General features: G+C 33.1%; 17 protein-coding genes and 2 pseudogenes. 13 read left to right on the forward strand and 6 right to left on the reverse strand.

Annotated features, from left to right (window positions below; all coding sequences use genetic code 11):
- Positions 1–30 precede the first annotated feature (30 nt).
- The 5 genes from P5P87_RS09935 to P5P87_RS09955 all read right to left on the reverse strand — a co-directional run bounded on the left by P5P87_RS09935 (position 31) and on the right by P5P87_RS09955 (position 3,132).
- Positions 31–378, reverse strand: coding sequence for a cupin domain-containing protein (locus P5P87_RS09935; protein ID WP_198857226.1), 348 nt, complete (start codon positions 376–378; stop codon positions 31–33).
- Positions 379–387: 9 nt separating this feature from the next.
- Complete coding sequence (locus tag P5P87_RS09940) at positions 388–1,257, reverse strand: archaemetzincin (protein WP_278022421.1); 870 nt, start codon at positions 1,255–1,257, stop codon at positions 388–390.
- A gap of 79 nt (positions 1,258–1,336) precedes the next feature.
- Complete coding sequence (locus P5P87_RS09945; protein ID WP_278022422.1) at positions 1,337–2,143, reverse strand: sugar phosphate isomerase/epimerase family protein; 807 nt, start codon at positions 2,141–2,143, stop codon at positions 1,337–1,339.
- Positions 2,144–2,174: 31 nt separating this feature from the next.
- A complete protein-coding gene (locus P5P87_RS09950; RefSeq protein ID WP_278022423.1) occupies positions 2,175–2,711 on the reverse strand; it encodes an NADPH-dependent FMN reductase in 537 nt (178 codons plus the stop codon).
- 70 nt (positions 2,712–2,781) lie between these two features.
- A complete protein-coding gene (locus P5P87_RS09955; protein WP_198856832.1) occupies positions 2,782–3,132 on the reverse strand; it encodes a hypothetical protein in 351 nt (116 codons plus the stop codon).
- A 181-nt stretch (positions 3,133–3,313) separates the two neighbouring features.
- Here P5P87_RS09955 and trmD point away from each other — a divergent pair, with 181 nt between their 5' ends.
- From trmD to P5P87_RS09970, 3 genes and pseudogenes are all read left to right on the forward strand, one after another.
- Positions 3,314–3,994 carry a tRNA (guanosine(37)-N1)-methyltransferase TrmD gene (gene trmD / locus P5P87_RS09960; protein WP_278022424.1) on the forward strand — a complete coding sequence of 227 codons (681 nt, stop codon included), beginning with the start codon at positions 3,314–3,316 and terminating at the stop codon, positions 3,992–3,994.
- Between the two features lie 216 nt (positions 3,995–4,210).
- Positions 4,211–4,561 (forward strand): 50S ribosomal protein L19, encoded by a 351-nt coding sequence (gene rplS / locus P5P87_RS09965; RefSeq protein ID WP_144214894.1) that lies wholly within the window; start codon positions 4,211–4,213, stop codon positions 4,559–4,561.
- A 279-nt stretch (positions 4,562–4,840) separates the two neighbouring features.
- Positions 4,841–7,062 (forward strand): annotated as a pseudogene (locus P5P87_RS09970) (NADP-dependent isocitrate dehydrogenase).
- A gap of 58 nt (positions 7,063–7,120) precedes the next feature.
- On the opposite strand, the gene P5P87_RS09975 reads toward P5P87_RS09970, so the two are convergent.
- Positions 7,121–7,945 carry a helix-turn-helix transcriptional regulator gene (locus P5P87_RS09975; RefSeq protein ID WP_278022425.1) on the reverse strand — a complete coding sequence of 275 codons (825 nt, stop codon included), beginning with the start codon at positions 7,943–7,945 and terminating at the stop codon, positions 7,121–7,123.
- 231 nt (positions 7,946–8,176) lie between these two features.
- Between P5P87_RS09975 and P5P87_RS09980 the strand changes: the two genes are divergently transcribed.
- The 10 genes and pseudogenes from P5P87_RS09980 (at position 8,177) to P5P87_RS10025 (ending at position 17,422) form a co-directional block, all read left to right on the forward strand.
- Complete coding sequence (locus tag P5P87_RS09980) at positions 8,177–9,400, forward strand: macrolide family glycosyltransferase (protein ID WP_278022426.1); 1,224 nt, start codon at positions 8,177–8,179, stop codon at positions 9,398–9,400.
- A 92-nt stretch (positions 9,401–9,492) separates the two neighbouring features.
- A pseudogene (locus P5P87_RS09985) lies at positions 9,493–11,875 on the forward strand (TonB-dependent receptor).
- A gap of 126 nt (positions 11,876–12,001) precedes the next feature.
- Positions 12,002–12,724, forward strand: coding sequence for a DUF4249 family protein (locus P5P87_RS09990; RefSeq protein WP_278022427.1), 723 nt, complete (start codon positions 12,002–12,004; stop codon positions 12,722–12,724).
- A 2-nt stretch (positions 12,725–12,726) separates the two neighbouring features.
- Positions 12,727–13,209: a GyrI-like domain-containing protein gene (locus P5P87_RS09995; protein WP_198856825.1), complete on the forward strand. Its 483-nt coding sequence runs from the start codon at positions 12,727–12,729 to the stop codon at positions 13,207–13,209.
- Between the two features lies 1 nt (position 13,210).
- Positions 13,211–13,654: a DinB family protein gene (locus tag P5P87_RS10000; RefSeq protein ID WP_278022428.1), complete on the forward strand. Its 444-nt coding sequence runs from the start codon at positions 13,211–13,213 to the stop codon at positions 13,652–13,654.
- 79 nt (positions 13,655–13,733) lie between these two features.
- Positions 13,734–14,189: a RidA family protein gene (locus P5P87_RS10005; RefSeq protein WP_278022429.1), complete on the forward strand. Its 456-nt coding sequence runs from the start codon at positions 13,734–13,736 to the stop codon at positions 14,187–14,189.
- Between the two features lie 65 nt (positions 14,190–14,254).
- A complete protein-coding gene (locus P5P87_RS10010) occupies positions 14,255–14,917 on the forward strand; it encodes a thiamine diphosphokinase (RefSeq protein ID WP_278022430.1) in 663 nt (220 codons plus the stop codon).
- A 212-nt stretch (positions 14,918–15,129) separates the two neighbouring features.
- Positions 15,130–16,080 carry a 23S rRNA (adenine(1618)-N(6))-methyltransferase RlmF gene (gene rlmF / locus P5P87_RS10015; RefSeq protein WP_278022431.1) on the forward strand — a complete coding sequence of 317 codons (951 nt, stop codon included), beginning with the start codon at positions 15,130–15,132 and terminating at the stop codon, positions 16,078–16,080.
- Between the two features lie 81 nt (positions 16,081–16,161).
- Positions 16,162–16,398, forward strand: a complete 237-nt coding sequence (locus P5P87_RS10020) for a uroporphyrinogen decarboxylase (protein WP_111365373.1) — start codon at positions 16,162–16,164, stop codon at positions 16,396–16,398.
- An 85-nt stretch (positions 16,399–16,483) separates the two neighbouring features.
- Positions 16,484–17,422: an alpha/beta fold hydrolase gene (locus P5P87_RS10025; protein WP_278022432.1), complete on the forward strand. Its 939-nt coding sequence runs from the start codon at positions 16,484–16,486 to the stop codon at positions 17,420–17,422.
- Positions 17,423–17,466: the final 44 nt, after the last annotated feature.

Below are 17,466 nucleotides of genomic sequence, written 5' to 3' on the forward strand. Positions count from 1 at the left end.
ACGAATATCAACTGATTTTCTTTATTGAATTTACTTCAAAAAGTCTTCTCTTGCAGGACCAAAAACGTCAGTTAGCATTCCTGTTTCCAAACAAACAACTCCATGAATTGCGTGCGGCGGAATATAAAAACTATCGCCTTCTTTTAATGTTTCTGTTACGCCATTTATTGTAACATCAAACTTCCCGCTCGCTACATATGTAACCTGAGTATGATAATGCTCATGCAAGATGCCTATTCCTCCCTTTTCAAAATGCACATTTACAAGCATCACCCTTTCGTCAAAAGCTAAAATTTTACGTTTGATGCCTTCTCCAACTACTTCCCACTCGATCTCGTCGCCTTTTATAAATTCTTTGCTCGTTCCTAAACTCATAATCTTTTATTTTTATTGAATGTTTTTAAGGTCTTTTTCCATTAATTCAAAACCGCTTGTTAATTTGTTATCCTTAAAATATTTTTCCAGTTCTTTTAACCTTTTTACGTTATCGTACTTAAGTCCCGAATTTAGTTTTCTCTGACAATTTGAACATAATCTCAATGTATGTTCATCTGTTTCAGATAAACTATTTGTCCCATTCATTGCACAATTAGCATCAATACAATGGTGAAGTCCAAACATATGTCCAATTTCATGAGAACAAATTTTTAATAACCTTTCTAGACACAAGTTAAAATCTTTATTCTGCAACCTTTCATCATGCAATCTATAAATTGAACTTACTGCAATTCTATCTCTATAAGACGCTAAACCAAAAACAAAACTCCACTCTGGTTTTGGATATAAATCTACTTCGGTCAACGCCATTAATCCAATTCCTTTTTGAGGCTTTTCTTTCTTTAAAACACTATCCAAAATAAATCCTGCTAGAAATTGTTCATTTTGATCTGGACCAATTCTTCTAGCATGTTTCGGAATAATATCATTTGAAACATCTTTTAAAGTTTCGGTTTTTAACTGAAAAAATATTTCTAGATATTCCCTAGTCAATTCAATCTGCTTAACCTGCAACGAATTAAATTTGCCTATTGGTCGCAAATAAATAATGTTATTCTCTTTTGTAGGAACTAAATGTTTTGAATTAATAAATTGCTCAAAAGTCTGCCCTTTTTCTCTGTAAGAATATAACCAATCTCCAGGTTTAGGAGGAAAAAGCTTTATATCATTTTCCGAAATATCTTTAAAATAATCATTCTTTTCACTTTTGGAATTACAGGAAAAAAGAATAATAAAAACCAGAAAAAGAAATCTCCTCATAAACGGAATGTACTAGATTAAATTTTTCGAAATAAAATCACAACTTGTTTTAATCGAATCAAAAGAATTTGAAGCAAAATTATTTTCTTGCTCTACAAAGAAATGAACCATTCCCGATTGTTTTGTCTGCTGCAAATAATGGTTTGAAATCTATTGTTCCAGAACCTACTTCGGTATTTAAATCATTATTATTTTTATCCTTATCTTTTACATGCCACATTTTAAATCGGCCAGGATTTTCTTTGAACAATTGCAAAGGATCATTTCCAGAATGAACAACCCAGTACAAATCCAGTTCAAAAAAGACTAAATCTTTGTCTGTTTCTTTTAATAAAATTTCAAAACCTGTAATACCATCGTGCTTTTGAAATTCAAAATCATGATTATGATAAGCCAGTTTTAAACCTGCTTTTTGCACATTATTGCTCGCTTCATTTATACGAGCTACAATCTTTTTATAATCTTCGATATTTCTTCTAAAAGGTTCATCAACCCAAGGAACAGTTAGAAATTCGCTTTTTAGAATTTTAGCCGCTTCAATTGCCGCAATTAATTCTGTAGTGTTCCCATCATATAAAAAGTCGCCTAAATTATAATGTCCGCTAACCGCTTTCAATCCATTAGCATCCAAAATCTTTTTCAATTCTTTTGGCGTTAATCCCCAAAACCGATCTTTAACAGAAAAGCCATATGTCTCGACTGTTGTATAACCAGCCTTAGCTACTTTTTCTAAAGTTCCTTTTACGTCTTTCGGAAGTTCTTCACGAAGCGTATATAACTGTAAACCTATTTCTTTTTTATTCATATAAAATGCAAATGATGGTGAAGCCAAAACTGCTGTAGTGGCAAGACCTGTGGTTAGGATGAAATTTCTTCTGCTAATCATTTTATAATATAAAATTCAGAAAGTAAATATATTATAAAAATTGATTCTTAAAGTTTTTTGCAAAATTTTGAAGTGCATTTGCCGTCTGTTCTGATACAATTTCTCCTTCAGCATTAACTTTTCCCCGAACTCCCTGAATAAGAATCTGCGTGTTATCATTAAATTTTGCTTCTAATGTTTTCATTACCAGCAAAAGCTGTTCATGCCCCATTTCTCCAGAAGCAGAAGCGGTAATCAGACCTGTATTTTTGTTTGAAAAGATAGTGGTAGAAACACACCATTCTAAGGCGTTTTTTAAACTTCCTGGAAGACTAAACACATATTCGGGCGTACAAATAATAACACCATCAACATTTGTTATTTTACTTCTAAAAACACTAATTTCTTTCGGAGGATTTTCTGTATCTAAATCAGGATTAAAATGAGGAAGGCTTTCTAAATCTTCAAAAAATTCTACCTCAAAATCTGGTTGCAAACAGTTTGAAACGTATTTCAGAATTTTGAAATTACTGGAATTACTTCTTGTACTTCCAGATATAGCAAGGATTTTTATTTTGGGTGAAGTCATTAAATGAACAATTCGTATTTATAAATTAAATTTAAAAATACGAATTGTTTAAAAACATATAAGAAAAAATTTACTTAGAAGTCAATAAACCTAGTCCTTCCATTTTTATCGAATCAATTGCTTGTGGCGGATAATTTTGTTTTTCTTGTCGCGTTGATGTGACTTTACCATCTTTGCTTATATATACGTAATTATAATGCCAATAATGCGATCCTGCCAATCGCGTTCCTTTTTTAGAAAAAACCTGATCTGCATAAACAAAAATTTCTCCATCTTGTTTATTATCTAGTGTCATTACTGGACTGCCCAAAGTTTTTAGCACTTTCGATTTGGTTTCTCCTACAGCAACGGTTGTCGAATTGGCACTCGCGCAGGATATAAAAAACGCAAATACTACAGAAACTAATAGTGTTTTTTTCATAATTAACTGTTCGAATTTTAAGTTTCGCTTGGTTCGTATAACTTGATAATAAGGAGCGTAATGGTAATTAAAGTTAGCTTATTAAAATTTACACCATTCAAAAAGTGTGTTATATAATTATTACTAAAAGACTCAAGGGCATTATTTGTATCTTTGCCAGCAAGAAAATTATCGAATAAAGATGCGAATTGACATTATAACTCTTTTACCTGAATTACTAAGAAGCCCATTTGAAGCTTCAATTATGAAACGCGCCATTGATAAAGGCTTGGTTGAAGTGCACTTTCACAACCTACGTGATTATAGCACCAACAGACAAAAAAGCGTAGATGATTATCCTTTTGGAGGAGGTGCAGGAATGGTAATGACGATTCAGCCTATCGATGATTGTATCACACATTTAAAAAGTCAACGCGAATACGACGAAGTAATTTATATGTCACCAGATGGGGAAACTTTAGATCAAAAAATGGCCAACAAAATGTCAATGTATGAAAACATTATCATTTTATGCGGGCATTATAAAGGCGTTGATCAAAGAGTTCGAGATCATTTTATTACAAAAGAAATTTCAATTGGCGATTACGTTTTATCTGGTGGAGAATTGGGCGCAATAGTTTTATCTGATGCCTTAATCCGATTAATTCCAGGTGTTTTGAGCGACGAAACTTCAGCATTAACGGATAGTTTTCAGGACAATTTATTATCAGGTCCAATCTATACAAGACCGGCAGATTACAAAGGATGGAAAGTACCTGAAGTTTTAACCAGCGGGCATCTCGCCAAAATAGATAAATGGCGAGAAGATATGGCATACGAACATACTAAAAATAGACGTCCAGATTTATTGGAAGGAAACTAGAATTTAGTTTCAAGTTTAAGGTTATTTTTGTTTCAAGTTAAAACTCTCGATAGCAACAACTTGAAACCTGAAACTTGAAACAAAACAAACTAAAAATAATTTACAATTTATAATTCATAATTTATAATTATTTTTTACATTTGCACCCGAATTTGACCAACCTCTGGCGAGATCCGTGAATGTTGTTCTAATATAAAAACCATAATTTAAATTATCATGGCAGATTTATTAAAATTCGTTCAAGACGAATTCGTTGCTAAAAAAGATTTCCCAGATTTCGGAGCTGGAGACACAATCACTGTTTTCTACGAAATTAAAGAGGGTGAAAAAACAAGAACTCAGTTCTTTAAAGGAGTTGTGATTCAAAGAAGAGGTTCTGGTAACACAGAAACTTTTACTATCCGTAAAATGTCTGGATCTGTTGGTGTTGAGCGTATCTTCCCAGTAAACTTACCAGCTTTACAAAAAATCGAAGTTAACAAGAAAGGTGCTGTACGTAGAGCTAGAATTTTCTACTTCAGACAACTTACTGGTAAAAAAGCTAAGATTAAAGATAAAAGAAGATAATCATTTATCAAAATGTTATAAAAAACTCGTTTCATATTGGTTGAAACGAGTTTTTTTTATGTTCTATTTTCATCACTAACAAAACCGTAATTTTTTAATATCAAAATCATCGATTTAGCAATTTAACGAGTCCTAAATAACAATCTGTTAATTTCGTCTTTTCTCATCAAAACTCAACCGTTTTCGTTGTGATTTTATTATATTTGCTCCGCTCATTTTGAGCCGAATATATCTTTTACATCGTTAACTCCTGACGATACGATTATAAAAAAAAAGAAAATGAATAAATCAAAAATTTTTTACACCTTAACTGATGAGGCGCCTCTATTGGCAACTTACTCTTTGTTACCAATTGTTCAAGCTTTTACAGCAACAGCTGGAATTGAAATCGAAACCAGAGATATTTCGCTGGCAGGAAGAATTTTATCAAATTTCCCAGAATCTTTGACTGATGCTCAAAAAACTGGAGATGCATTGGCAGAATTAGGTCAATTAGCAACTCAGCCAGAAGCTAACATCATTAAATTACCAAACATTTCTGCATCTGTACCGCAATTAAAAGCGGCTATTGCTGAATTACAATCGCACGGATACAACGTACCAAATTTCCCAGAAGATCCACAAAACGATGCTGAAAAGGAAATTAAAGCAAAATATGCTAAAGTTTTAGGTTCTGCTGTAAACCCAGTTTTACGTGAAGGAAACTCTGACCGTAGAGCTCCAAGAGCAGTTAAAAACTTTGCAAAAGCAAACCCTCACTCTATGGGTGCTTGGTCTGCTGACTCAAAAACTAAAGTGGCTTCTATGTCAAGTGGCGATTTTTACGGAAGTGAAAAATCTGTTACTGTAAACGAAGCTAACGATGTAAAAATCGAATTTGTTGCTAAAGACGGAACTTCAACTGTTCTTAAAGCAAGTACTCCATTAAAAGCTGGAGAAATTATTGACAGCTCTGTTTTAAGCGTAAGCAAATTAAAAGCTTTTGCTCGCTGATGTAATTGCTGAAGCTAAAGCTGCAGGAGTTTTACTTTCTGTACACTTAAAAGCTACAATGATGAAAGTTTCTGACCCAATTATCTTTGGCGCTATCGTTGAAGTATATTTTGCAGATGTTTTCAAAAAATACGCTTCTTTATTTGCTGAATTAAACGTTGATACAAGAAACGGTTTAGGCGATATCTACGCTAAAATTGCCGGAAGACCTGAGCAAGCTGAAGTTGAAGTCGCTATTGATCAAGCAATCGCAAACGGACCTGCTTTGGCAATGGTTAATTCTGATAAAGGAATTACAAACTTACACGTTCCATCTGATGTAATTGTTGATGCTTCTATGCCAGCAATGATCCGTACTTCTGGACAAATGTGGAACAAAGAAGGAAAAGCACAAGATACATTTGCTGTTATTCCAGATCGTTCTTACGCTGGAGTTTATACTGCAACTATCGATTTCTGTAAAAAACACGGTGCTTTTGATCCAAAAACAATGGGAAGTGTTCCTAACGTTGGATTAATGGCTCAAAAAGCTGAGGAATACGGATCTCACGACAAAACTTTCCAAATGAAAGCTGATGGTGTTGTTCGTGTTGTTGATGCAAACGGAAATGTTTTAATGGAGCAAAACGTTGAAGCTAATGACATTTTCAGAATGTGTCAGGCAAAAGACGCTCCAATTCAAGACTGGGTTAAATTGGCTGTAAACAGAGCTCGTTTATCTAGCACTCCTGCTGTTTTCTGGTTAGACGAAAACAGAGCACACGATAGAGAATTAATCGTAAAAGTCCAAAAATACCTTAAAGACTACGATACTACAAACTTAGATATCCGTATTTTAAACCCAATTGCTCGCTACTGAATTTACTTTAGACAGAATCATCAAAGGTTTAGATACTATCTCTGTAACAGGAAACGTTTTACGTGACTACTTAACAGATTTATTCCCAATCTTAGAATTAGGAACTTCTGCAAAAATGTTATCTATCGTTCCATTAATGAATGGTGGTGGATTGTTTGAAACTGGTGCTGGAGGTTCTGCTCCTAAACACGTTGAGCAATTTACAGAAGAAGGATATTTACGTTGGGATTCATTAGGAGAGTTTTTAGCTCTTGGTGCTTCTTTAGAACATTTAGGACAAACTTTAGACAATTCTAAAGCGCTTGTTTTATCTGAGACTTTAGATCAAGCTAATGACAAATTCTTGGCTAACGATAAATCTCCAGCTCGTAAAGTAGGTCAAATCGATAACCGTGGATCTCACTTTTATTTAGCATTCTATTGGGCTCAAGCTTTGGTCGCTCAAACTAAAGATGCTGAATTAAAAGCTATCTTTACTCCAATTGCCGCTGAATTTGAAGCTAACGAAGCTAAAATCGATGCTGAATTAATTGGTGCTCAAGGTAAACCACAAAACATAGGAGGTTACTACCAACCAACTCCAGAATTAGTAAGCAAAGCAATGCGTCCAAGTGAAGCTTTCAACGCTATTGTTGCTAAAATTAAATAATTCAGAATACATTTTGTATTTTAAATAACAAAAGGACAACTCACAAGGTTGTCCTTTTTTATTTTAAAGAAATAGACAAAGCAGAATATTTTTTAGGTTTCATTCCTATATGTTTTTCAAATATTCTGGAAAAGTGACTTAAATTAGAAAATCCTAATCGATAACCTGTTTCAGAAACTGATAATTTTTCTTCCCGAATTAAATAAGTCGCCTCATTCATTCGAAGCACCTGATAATAATTATAAATACTATTTCCAAATATTTGTTTGAACAACTTATTCATTTTACTTTCGCTCATATTCCAAAAAGAAGCCAGATTTACCAAATCAGGAGGATTGCTTAAATCAGTACTTAAAGAATCTTTTATTGCATACATTGTTTTTACATCAGACACATTTAAAGGATAATTTGTCACGCTTTCTCTTTTTGATAATTCAGACAAAAAAAGATAAATCATTTCTTCCGCTTTTAACTTCAGATAAAAATGACTCAATTGCTCCTTTTCATCTTTCAAAGCAATTTTATTAGCTAACTGCTGAATTTCATTCGAAATAATATGATCATACAAATAAGGTTTATCTCTTAAGGTTATACTCGCTAGAAATTTGTTTTCATCTTGAGCATTAATCCAAGTCTTTAATAAATCCATGTGGATTGTGATTACAATTGTATTGATTTTTGTCTCTTTCGGAATAAGAATCTCAATATCAATGTCTCCCGCAGATACTTGCACAGAAGGAATTATAACACCCTGATTAACCTGTTTCTTATAATCTTGCTGGAACAAATTTCTAAAGCTAAAAGTGATCTCATCTTTTCTAGAATCTCCACCAGTTCGTTTGATCGTCATTTCTTCTTTAAACTCACACTGACTGATCATCATATTCATTTGAGAAGAAAAATTAAACGATCTTATCGAACCTTTACCATAACTTTCAGGTAAAACAAACAGTCCATTATCGGATTTGGTTTTGGTAAATGTCTGCGAGTTTTTCTATTAAGCCCATTTTAATTTTTTAATTAAAAATACTATTTACGACTATTTTTAAAACAAAAATAGCTATTTTATCACTTTAACGTATTTTAATTTTGCTAAAACAAAAATTTAATAATTATGTCAAAAGCATTATTCCTAAGTATTCCATCTCATGGACACATGAATCCAATGATGGGTTTAGCAGACGAATTAATTCTCCAAGGAGAAAAAGTTACCTTTTTCAGCTCTCAAGAATTCAAAAAATCAATCGAAGAATTAGGCGCTGAATTTATAAGCTATAAAGAAGATCTAAACATTTTTCAAAAGAAAGAAGAAAAGCCAAGCGAAGAGCAATCAAAAAAGAAACCCTTAAAAGGCCTTGCAAGTGCTTTTTTGCATCCTGAAATTTTTATAGATGATGTTTTAAATGAAATTGGAGATCGAAATTTTGATTACATCGTCTTTTCGGTCGCTTATCCTTACGCAAAACTTATTTCTCAAATTTTAAAGATTCCAGCCATTTCCTCTTATGCTGTATTTGCAACTAAAGAGGAACTGTTCAACAAAACAGCAGAAACAGAAACTCCAAAAAAAGGCCCTTTCGGATTAAATCCTGAGATCATGGAAGAATTCAAAAAAGTACGCGAAAATCTAATTTTAAAACACAAAATACAAATCCCCGAAAATATGATGGATTTGCTGTTTAATAAAGGAGATTTAAATATCATTTATACTTCGAAATATTTTATTAGAAATATTGACAATTATGACGAAAGCTTCATTTTTATAGGCCCTCCAATTTATAAAAAGAAATATACTGTCGACTTTCCGTTTGAAAAAATTGAAGGCAAAAAAGTAATCTACATTTCTTTAGGAACAATTTTCAGCAACCATTCGACAGATTTAAACCATATGTTTTTCAAAGCTTTTGCAGATACTGAATATGTTGTAGTTATGGCCGCACATAAAGTAAATCTTGCTGAAACAGAAATCCCTAAAAACTTTATTATTAGAGATTATGTACCACAATTAGAAATTTTAAAAAAAACCACTGCAGCCATCACTCATGGCGGGATGAACAGCATGGGTGATTTATTGTATTACAACATTCCTTTTATTTCAATTCCGTTAGGAGCCGATCAATTTTTCTTGTCAAATCGCGCCGAAGAACTTGGAGCAACCATTGTACTCGATGCCAATACAATTACTGCCGAAACAATTAAAAATTCAATCGAAAAAATACTAGCAAATTCAAGTTACAACGAGAATAGCACCAAAATAAGTGACTCATTTAAAAGTGCAGGCGGGTATAAAAAAGCGGCAGAAGAAATCTTTAAACTAAAAAATAGACAAAGCCTGTAACAAAATCAGGCTTTTCTTAACTTATGTTTAACAAAGGTTCTATAAGAATATTTAGTAAGAATTTGTTATCTATGTAAATCAAAATCAATATAATGATTACAAAAAATACCTGCACATTTTTTCTTTTTATTTTAACGATTTTCACCTCTTTTGCGCAGGAAAAATTTACTCTAAGCGGAACCATCAGTGATAGCAAAAACAACGAAACTTTAATTGGAGTTAATATCTTTATCCCTGCCTTAAAAACAGGAACCACAACCAACGAATACGGCTTTTATTCTCTTTCTGTACCAAAAGGAGAATACGAAATAGAAATTAGTTATGTTGGCTATCAAACCATTCAAAAAAACATCATTTTAAATCAGAATACAAAAAGCAATTTTTCGATTAAAGAAGGTGGCGAAGAATTACAAGAAGTCGTCATTACAGAAAATAAGGGCAAATCAAACATTAAAACTCCAGAAATGAGTGTAAACAAACTCTCAATTTCGACCATAAAAAAAATGCCCGTGGTCTTAGGAGAAGTTGATGTCTTGAAATCTATTTTATTGCTTCCTGGTGTTACCAATGCAGGCGAAGGTGCTTCTGGTTTTAATGTTCGCGGGGGCGGAGCCGATCAGAACCTGATTCTCTTGGATGAAGCAACTATTTTTAATTCGTCGCACGTTTTCGGATTCTTTTCTGTTTTTAATCCAGATGCCATCAAAGATTTAAAATTATATAAAGGAGGAATTCCTGCACGTTATGGCGGAAGAGCTTCTTCTGTTTTAGAAATTTACCAGAAAGACGGAAGCAGTAAGGATTTTCATTTAAATGGCGGAATTGGATTAATTTCAAGCCGTTTACTAGCTGAAGGTCCAATTGTAAAAGACAAAGGTTCTTTTTTAATTGGAGGAAGAGCCTCTTATGCGCATCTTTTCCTTAAATTCTCTGAAAAAGATAAAGATAATGCCGCTTATTTTTATGATTTAAACACCAAATTAAGCTATAAACTCAACGATAATAACAGCTTGTATTTGTCTGGATATTTTGGCAGAGACGTTTTTAGATTAAACAAAAGTTTTACCAATACGTACGGAAATTCAACTTTAAATTTGAGATGGAATCATTTGTATTCTGATAAATTGTTCTCCAATCTTTCTTTAATCTACAGTGACTATTATTACGGATTAGATCTTGATTTTGTAGGTTTCAATTGGGATTCTGGAATTAAAAATTACAATATCAAATACGATTTCAAACATTATCTTTCAGATAAACTAAAACTGAATTATGGTGTAAACGGGATATATTACGATTTTAATCCCGGAACTATAAAACCAACTGGAGAAGATTCGGGAATTAATCCAGATCAACTGGACAGAAAATATGCTTTTGAACCTTCTGTATATTTAGATGCAGAAAGTCAGCTTTCTAAAAAAATCACTATTGCCTATGGATTGCGTTACAGCTTATTTTACAGATTAGGCGCTTCGACTATTAATTATTACGATAATAATGAGCCTGTAGTTTTTAATCCCGATATGCAGATTTACGAAAAAGGCACACCAACTTCAACTCAGTATTTTGGCAAAAACAAAGTCATTCAGAGTTATAACAATTTAGAACCTCGATTTTCTGTTTCTTATCAATTAAACGAAGACCAATCATTGAAGGCGAGTTATAATAGAATGGCACAATATCTCCAATTAATTTCTAATACCTCATCTCCTACTCCGCTAGATGTCTGGATGCCAAGTGACAATTACATTAAACCGCAACTTGCAGATCAAGCGACTTTAGGTTATTTCAGAAATTTTTATAATGACGCTTATTCTCTAGAAGTAGAAACCTATTATAAAAAAATACAAAACAGATTAGATTATATAGATGGTGCCGATTTAATTGCAAACGACGCTATCGAACAGGTTATTTTAAACGGTCATATGCGTTCATACGGTTTGGAACTTATGCTAAAGAAAAACAAAGGCCGATTGAATGGCTGGATTTCATACACCATTTCAAGATCTGAACAGCAGACTCCTGGAAGAACACCTGAAGAAATAGGCATCAACAATGGCAAATGGTATGCATCAGCTTATGACAAAACACATAATTTAGCAATTACATCTTCATACAATTTAAACGAAAAATGGTCATTTGGTGCTAACTTTGCATTGCAGTCAGGACAGCCGGTAACGTATCCGAATGGACAATATCAGTATTTAGGAATTATAGTTCCAAGTTACGGATTACGAAACGAAAACAGACTTCCTTCTTATAATCATTTGGATATTTCTGCCACTTTGACGCCTCGCAAGAATAAAGATAGAAACTGGAAAGGCGAATGGGTTTTCAGTATTTACAACCTCTATAATCGAATGAATGCAGACCTCAATCAACTTTAGGCAAAATGTTGATACAGGAGCAAACGAAGCAGTAAAATTATCCATTTTCGGAATTGTTCCTGCGGTAAGTTATAATTTCAAATTCTAAAAAAGTTCAAAAAACTAAAGATATGCTCATGAGAAAATTAGTTTTGTTAATCGTGTTTTTTACATCGCTTTTTTTACCAGCTGCGAAGAAGTAGTTGATGTTGACTTAGACACTGCTGCACCAAAATTGGTAGTTGAAGCGGCTATAAATTGGGAAAAAGGTACTTCTGGAAAATTGCAGGTCATTAGATTATCGACCACAACAGGCTATTTTGAGAATACAATTCCTGTAGTTTCAAATGCCGTAGTATTTATAGAAAACAGTAAGAATCAAAAATTTAATTTTACTGAATTCAACAAAACGGGCAGTTATGTTTGTAATGATTTCAAACCAGAGATTAATGAAGAATACACTTTAACCGTAATTAGCAAAGGAAATACATATACAGCTTCGGAAACTTTAAAATCGGTAGCACCAATTACTCGAATCGAGCAAAAAAATGATGGCGGTTTTACGGGAGAAGATATCGAAATAAAAACGTACTTTACAGATCCTGCAGACGAAGATAATTTTTATTTGTTTAAATATGTTTATTCGAACAAAGTCACTGCAAATTATTATGTTTCTGAAGATAAATTCTATCAAGGAAATGAAATTTTCAGCAACGCCATTGACGAAGATTTAAAAGCAGGAGACGAAGTTGAAGTAACACATTACGGAATTTCTAAGCAATATTATAATTACATGAATATCTTGGTAAGTATAGCTGGAAGCAGTATTGGAGGACCGTTTCAATCTCCACCTGCAACCGTAAAAGGAAACATTATCAATACGACAGACAAAAATAATTATCCGCTGGGGTATTTCTCTCTCGGCGAAATCAGTACAAAAAAGTACAAAATTCAGTAATCATGCAACCGATCATCAAAACCTTAGCCGAAAAAAAACTCATTGGACATTCGATAGAAATGTCATTTATCGAGAATAAAACTTTTCAATTATGGAGTGGTTTTATGCCACATCGAAAAGAAATAAAAAATACAATTAATCCTAATTTGTATTCTTTAGAAGTATATTCAGAAAACCATTTTGATAATTTTGATCCTAACGACAGTTTCAAAAAATGGGCCGCTGTAGAAGTTTCAGACTATGAAAATATACCAGAAGGAATGGAAACCTTAGTTGTTCCAGACGGCTTGTATGCGGTTTTTCTTCATTTAGGTCCAGTCGCAGAAGCTCATAAAACCTATCATTATATTTTTGCAGAATGGTTTCCAAATTCTGAATATACTGTAGACGATAGACCACATTTTGCTGTAATGAATGAAAAATACAAAAAAGACGATCCTACTTCTGAAGAAGAAATCTGGATTCCGATAAAAAACCGAAATTAAAATGGTAATAGAATCACTAAAATCTCTTTTCAACAGAGATCTAAGCAAACTGAAAATAGAAATTGAATTATACCAAAACGAAAGTACTATTTGGGCAATCGATAAGAATATTTCAAATTCAGCAGGAAATCTATGCCTGCATTTAATTGGAAATTTAAACACTTATATTGGGGGCGAAATTGGCAAAACGGGTTATGTTCGAGATCGTCCTTTGGAATTTTCACTAAAAGACATTCCTAAATCAGAACTGATTTTAAAAATCGAAAACACCATTGAAGTCATCAACAATACTTTAGGTTTATTAACCGAAAAAGATTTAGAAGAAGTTTATCCGCAAATTGTTTTCGAAAAAGAAATGACAACAGGCTTTTTCCTAATACATCTCTCGACACATTTAGCATATCATTTAGGACAAATTAACTACCACAGAAGACTGTTAGATTAAAAACAGCTTCTCAACATATGTAAATGTTTTAAAATTAGAATTGATAAACCTTTGTCCAATCAATTCTAATTTTAAAAACATGAAACATTTATTTGCCTTTCTACTACTTATCTGTGCGTTTCAAACAAAAGCACAAACTTTTAAAAATCCAGAATCTTTATTCAATCCCGCACCTTATGGTTTCAGCCATGCTTCTTCGGTAAAAACACCTGGCGAACTTATTTATATCTCGGGTCAAAGCGGCGGTTTAGGAAAACAACATCTTTTAAGCCCCGATTTTAGAATACAAGTCAAAACTGCACTAGAAAACCTAACTGTCATTTTGAACAACTACGAGTTAAAACCAGAAAATGTAATGAAAATTACAATTCTAATAGTGGATCACTCTTCAGAAAAATTAAAAATTTGGGAAGAAGAAATTAGTAAAGTATGGAAAACCAAACCATTTCCTGCCAGCACATTAATTCCGGTTTCTAAATTAGCTCTTGACGGAATGCAGATCGAAGTCGATGCCGTTGCTTTTAAAGCCAATTAAATAAAGCCATTTTCTGCCAGAGACTATATCTTTTGTACATTTGCACTACATTCAAAAAAATGCTTATGTCATCACACCACATAGTTCGCGACGATCAAGAACCCGCTTTAATAATTGCAAATGGCGCTGCCTGTGATCCTGAACTATTAGGACAATTGCTAGAATGGTCGCCATTAGTTGTTGTTTTAGATTCGGCTATAGAAAGAGTGATCGAATTACGTATAAAAGTCGATGTTTTACTCGGTGATTTCGATCGCGGTTTTGACCCTGAAATTTATAAAACCTCACAATTTCCAATCGAAATCGTTCACACTCCAGATCAAGACAAAACCGATTTAGAAAAAGCTTTTGATTATCTTATCGAAAGAAAAATTCCTGCCGTAAATGTCGTTTGGGCAACTGGAAAACGAGCCGATCATACGATTACAAACTTGACACAAATTGTTCGTTACCGAGATTTACTAAAAATCGTAATCCTCGACGATCACTCTAAGATATTTCTTCTGCCAACAAAATTTGAAAAATGGTATACTGCAAACACGCCAATTTCACTTATTCCGATTGGCATTGTAAACGGAATTTTTTCATCAAATTTAAAATACGAATTAAACGACGATACACTAACAATGGGCTACAGAACCGGAAGCAGTAATTCTGTCGAAAAAGATGGCATTGTAACCATTACACATCGTGAAGGAGATCTTCTTTTAATGGAATGTTTTGATTAAAAATAGTAATGAATAAAGAGTCCCAGCGGGATGAAATATTTATAGATCAAAATATCGCACTCTCATTGAAGCCTCAGCGGGGCGACACACTACGCATATGTCGCTCCGCTGGAGCTTTTTTTTAATATTAATTACCTAGCTATAAATATTAAGCTTCTCTGGAGCTTTCTTAAAAAAAGGAATATCTATCTTTGTTCTCGAAATCAATGAAAATGAAAACAAACGACAATTCCGAAAAAAGCAATTTACACCCAAGAAATCTTCATCGAAACCGATATGATTTTGAAAAACTAATTTCAAATTGCCCAGAATTGAAAGCTTTTATTGCTGTAAACAAATACGGAATCGAAACCATCGATTTCAGCAGTCCAGCTGCAGTAAAAACATTAAACAGCGCTTTACTTAAAACGTATTATAATATTGAGAATTGGGATATTCCTAAAAATTATCTTTGTCCGCCAATTCCAGGACGCGCAGATTACATTCATTATATTGCAGATTTATTAGCCGAAAGCAACAATAATCAAATTCCAGAAACTTCGCATGTTTTAGGACTAGACATCGGAACGGGCTCCAATTTAATCTATCCGATATTAGGAAATGCAATTTACAATTGGAGTTTTGTTGGAACAGATATTGACCAGAAATCAATTGAAAATTGCGCCAAAATTATTGAAGCCAATCCAAATTTAATTGATTCTATAAGTTTACAGCAACAAACAGAACCTCGATTTCTTTTCAAAAACATCATTACGCCCGAAGATCGTTTTACATTTACAATGTGTAATCCGCCTTTTCATGCCTCTGCCGAAGAAGCCAATAAAAGTACTTCCAGAAAGGTTTCCAATTTAAATCCGAAAGAAAAAAGAACTACAAATCCAGTTTTAAACTTTGGAGGACAAAATGCCGAATTATGGTGTAACGGCGGAGAAATCGGATTCATTACACAAATGATTTACGAAAGTGCGAAATATCCATCGCAAGTTTTATGGTTCACGACTTTAGTTTCCAAAAAAGAAAATCTTCCTTCGATTTATAAAACTTTAAAGAAAGTAAATGCCGTTTCTGTCAAAACAATCGAAATGTCGCAAGGACAAAAAAACAGCCGAATTGTAGCTTGGAGTTTTTTTGAAAACCCAAATTCTCAGAAAAGTTTCTTTTAACACACTCATTTCCAATACCAAAATCTTGATTTTACAGTTTACTTTTGCTACATTTATTGTAAACTATTTAAAATCAAGATCATGGCAGAATACATTGGTTATCTCGCATCTGTATTTATTGTTGGAGGCTTTCTACTCAAAAATCTTAGAGCTATTCGGTTCATTAATATGTTTGGCTGTATCTGTTTTGTAATCTACGGCATCTTTTTAAACGACTACAGAGATTTCAATCAATGGCTTTGGCCGGTAATTATTCCGAATGCCATTTTAGCGTTTGTACAGATTTATTATCTGACTTCTAAAAATGATAAATCTTAAAATTATGATACTTTAAAATAAAATTCTAATACACTTTCTGCTTACACATCTCGTAACTTTAAGTTTAAAACTGAATTTTACAATCATGTTAAAACTATATTCTCGTTTAGCAGTCATCTTATTCCTAGTAACAAGTTGCGCTTCAAAAAAAGTAAAATTTGAAGACTATGTTTTTAAAACCAAAAGCGAAGAACTAAAATACCAATCTGCTTACGACAAAGCTTTAAAACTTTGGAACATTCCTTATACTGAAGAAGATGTAAAAACCAGTTTTGGTACCGCTCATGTAGTAATTGCAGGTCCAAAAAATGGAAAAAGTCTGGTTTTACTTCATGGAATGGACGCCAGTTCTACCATGTGGTATCCAAACATTAAAGTTTTAGCCAAAAATCATCGCATTTACGCGATCGATTTTATTATGGAACCTAATAGATCCAATCTAACGGCAAAACCGCTTTCATCAGACGATATTGTTGTTTATTACAACGAAATTTTCGATCATTATAAATTAAAGAAATTCGACCTCATCGGCGCTTCTCGAGGCGGATGGATTGCGACATTATTAGCGATTCAAAAACCAAATTCTATAAATAAAATTGTTTTATTGAGTCCCGCGCAAACCTTTAAATTTATAGATAAAGTCAGAAAAACAACTTCGGCATTAATGCTGAAACTTTTTCCAAGCGAAAAAAAATTCAGCAAAACATTATCAACTTTTTCAACTCATCCAGAAAACATAAGCCGCATTTATAAAAGACAGTTTTACTTGGCCAATAAATATGCAAAATCAAACTCCAGCATGTTAAAAATGCTTCCGTTTTCAAACAAAGAATTAGAATCTATACAAAACCCAGTTTTGGTTTTAATTGGTGACAAAGACGTTATTAATTCAGAAGAAAGTCTGGAAATAGCGCAGAAGCATTTGCCCAACTGTAAAACCAAAATAGTAAATGATGCCGGACATTTTCTAACCATCGATCAACCTAAAGTCATTAATGATGCGATTATTAATTTTTTAGATTAGCATTCAAACTTCGTATCTTTACAAAACAAAATTTTCAGCTCAAA

The organism is Flavobacterium ginsengisoli, assembly GCF_029625315.1.
Classification (GTDB): Bacteria; Bacteroidota; Bacteroidia; order Flavobacteriales; family Flavobacteriaceae; genus Flavobacterium; species Flavobacterium ginsengisoli.

Coding starts and splice junctions, on each gene's coding strand:
- P5P87_RS09940 (WP_278022421.1), bottom strand. CDS start 1,257: ATGAGGAGATTTCTTTTTCTGGTTTTTATTATTCTTTTTTCCTGTAAT.
- P5P87_RS09945 (WP_278022422.1), bottom strand. CDS start 2,143: ATGATTAGCAGAAGAAATTTCATCCTAACCACAGGTCTTGCCACTACA.
- P5P87_RS09950 (WP_278022423.1), bottom strand. CDS start 2,711: ATGACTTCACCCAAAATAAAAATCCTTGCTATATCTGGAAGTACAAGA.
- P5P87_RS09955 (WP_198856832.1), bottom strand. CDS start 3,132: ATGAAAAAAACACTATTAGTTTCTGTAGTATTTGCGTTTTTTATATCC.
- trmD (WP_278022424.1), top strand. CDS start 3,314: ATGCGAATTGACATTATAACTCTTTTACCTGAATTACTAAGAAGCCCA.
- rplS (WP_144214894.1), top strand. CDS start 4,211: ATGGCAGATTTATTAAAATTCGTTCAAGACGAATTCGTTGCTAAAAAA.
- P5P87_RS09975 (WP_278022425.1), bottom strand. CDS start 7,945: ATGATGATCAGTCAGTGTGAGTTTAAAGAAGAAATGACGATCAAACGA.
- P5P87_RS09980 (WP_278022426.1), top strand. CDS start 8,177: ATGTCAAAAGCATTATTCCTAAGTATTCCATCTCATGGACACATGAAT.
- P5P87_RS09995 (WP_198856825.1), top strand. CDS start 12,727: ATGCAACCGATCATCAAAACCTTAGCCGAAAAAAAACTCATTGGACAT.
- P5P87_RS10000 (WP_278022428.1), top strand. CDS start 13,211: ATGGTAATAGAATCACTAAAATCTCTTTTCAACAGAGATCTAAGCAAA.
- P5P87_RS10005 (WP_278022429.1), top strand. CDS start 13,734: ATGAAACATTTATTTGCCTTTCTACTACTTATCTGTGCGTTTCAAACA.
- P5P87_RS10010 (WP_278022430.1), top strand. CDS start 14,255: ATGTCATCACACCACATAGTTCGCGACGATCAAGAACCCGCTTTAATA.
- rlmF (WP_278022431.1), top strand. CDS start 15,130: ATGAAAACAAACGACAATTCCGAAAAAAGCAATTTACACCCAAGAAAT.
- P5P87_RS10020 (WP_111365373.1), top strand. CDS start 16,162: ATGGCAGAATACATTGGTTATCTCGCATCTGTATTTATTGTTGGAGGC.
- P5P87_RS10025 (WP_278022432.1), top strand. CDS start 16,484: ATGTTAAAACTATATTCTCGTTTAGCAGTCATCTTATTCCTAGTAACA.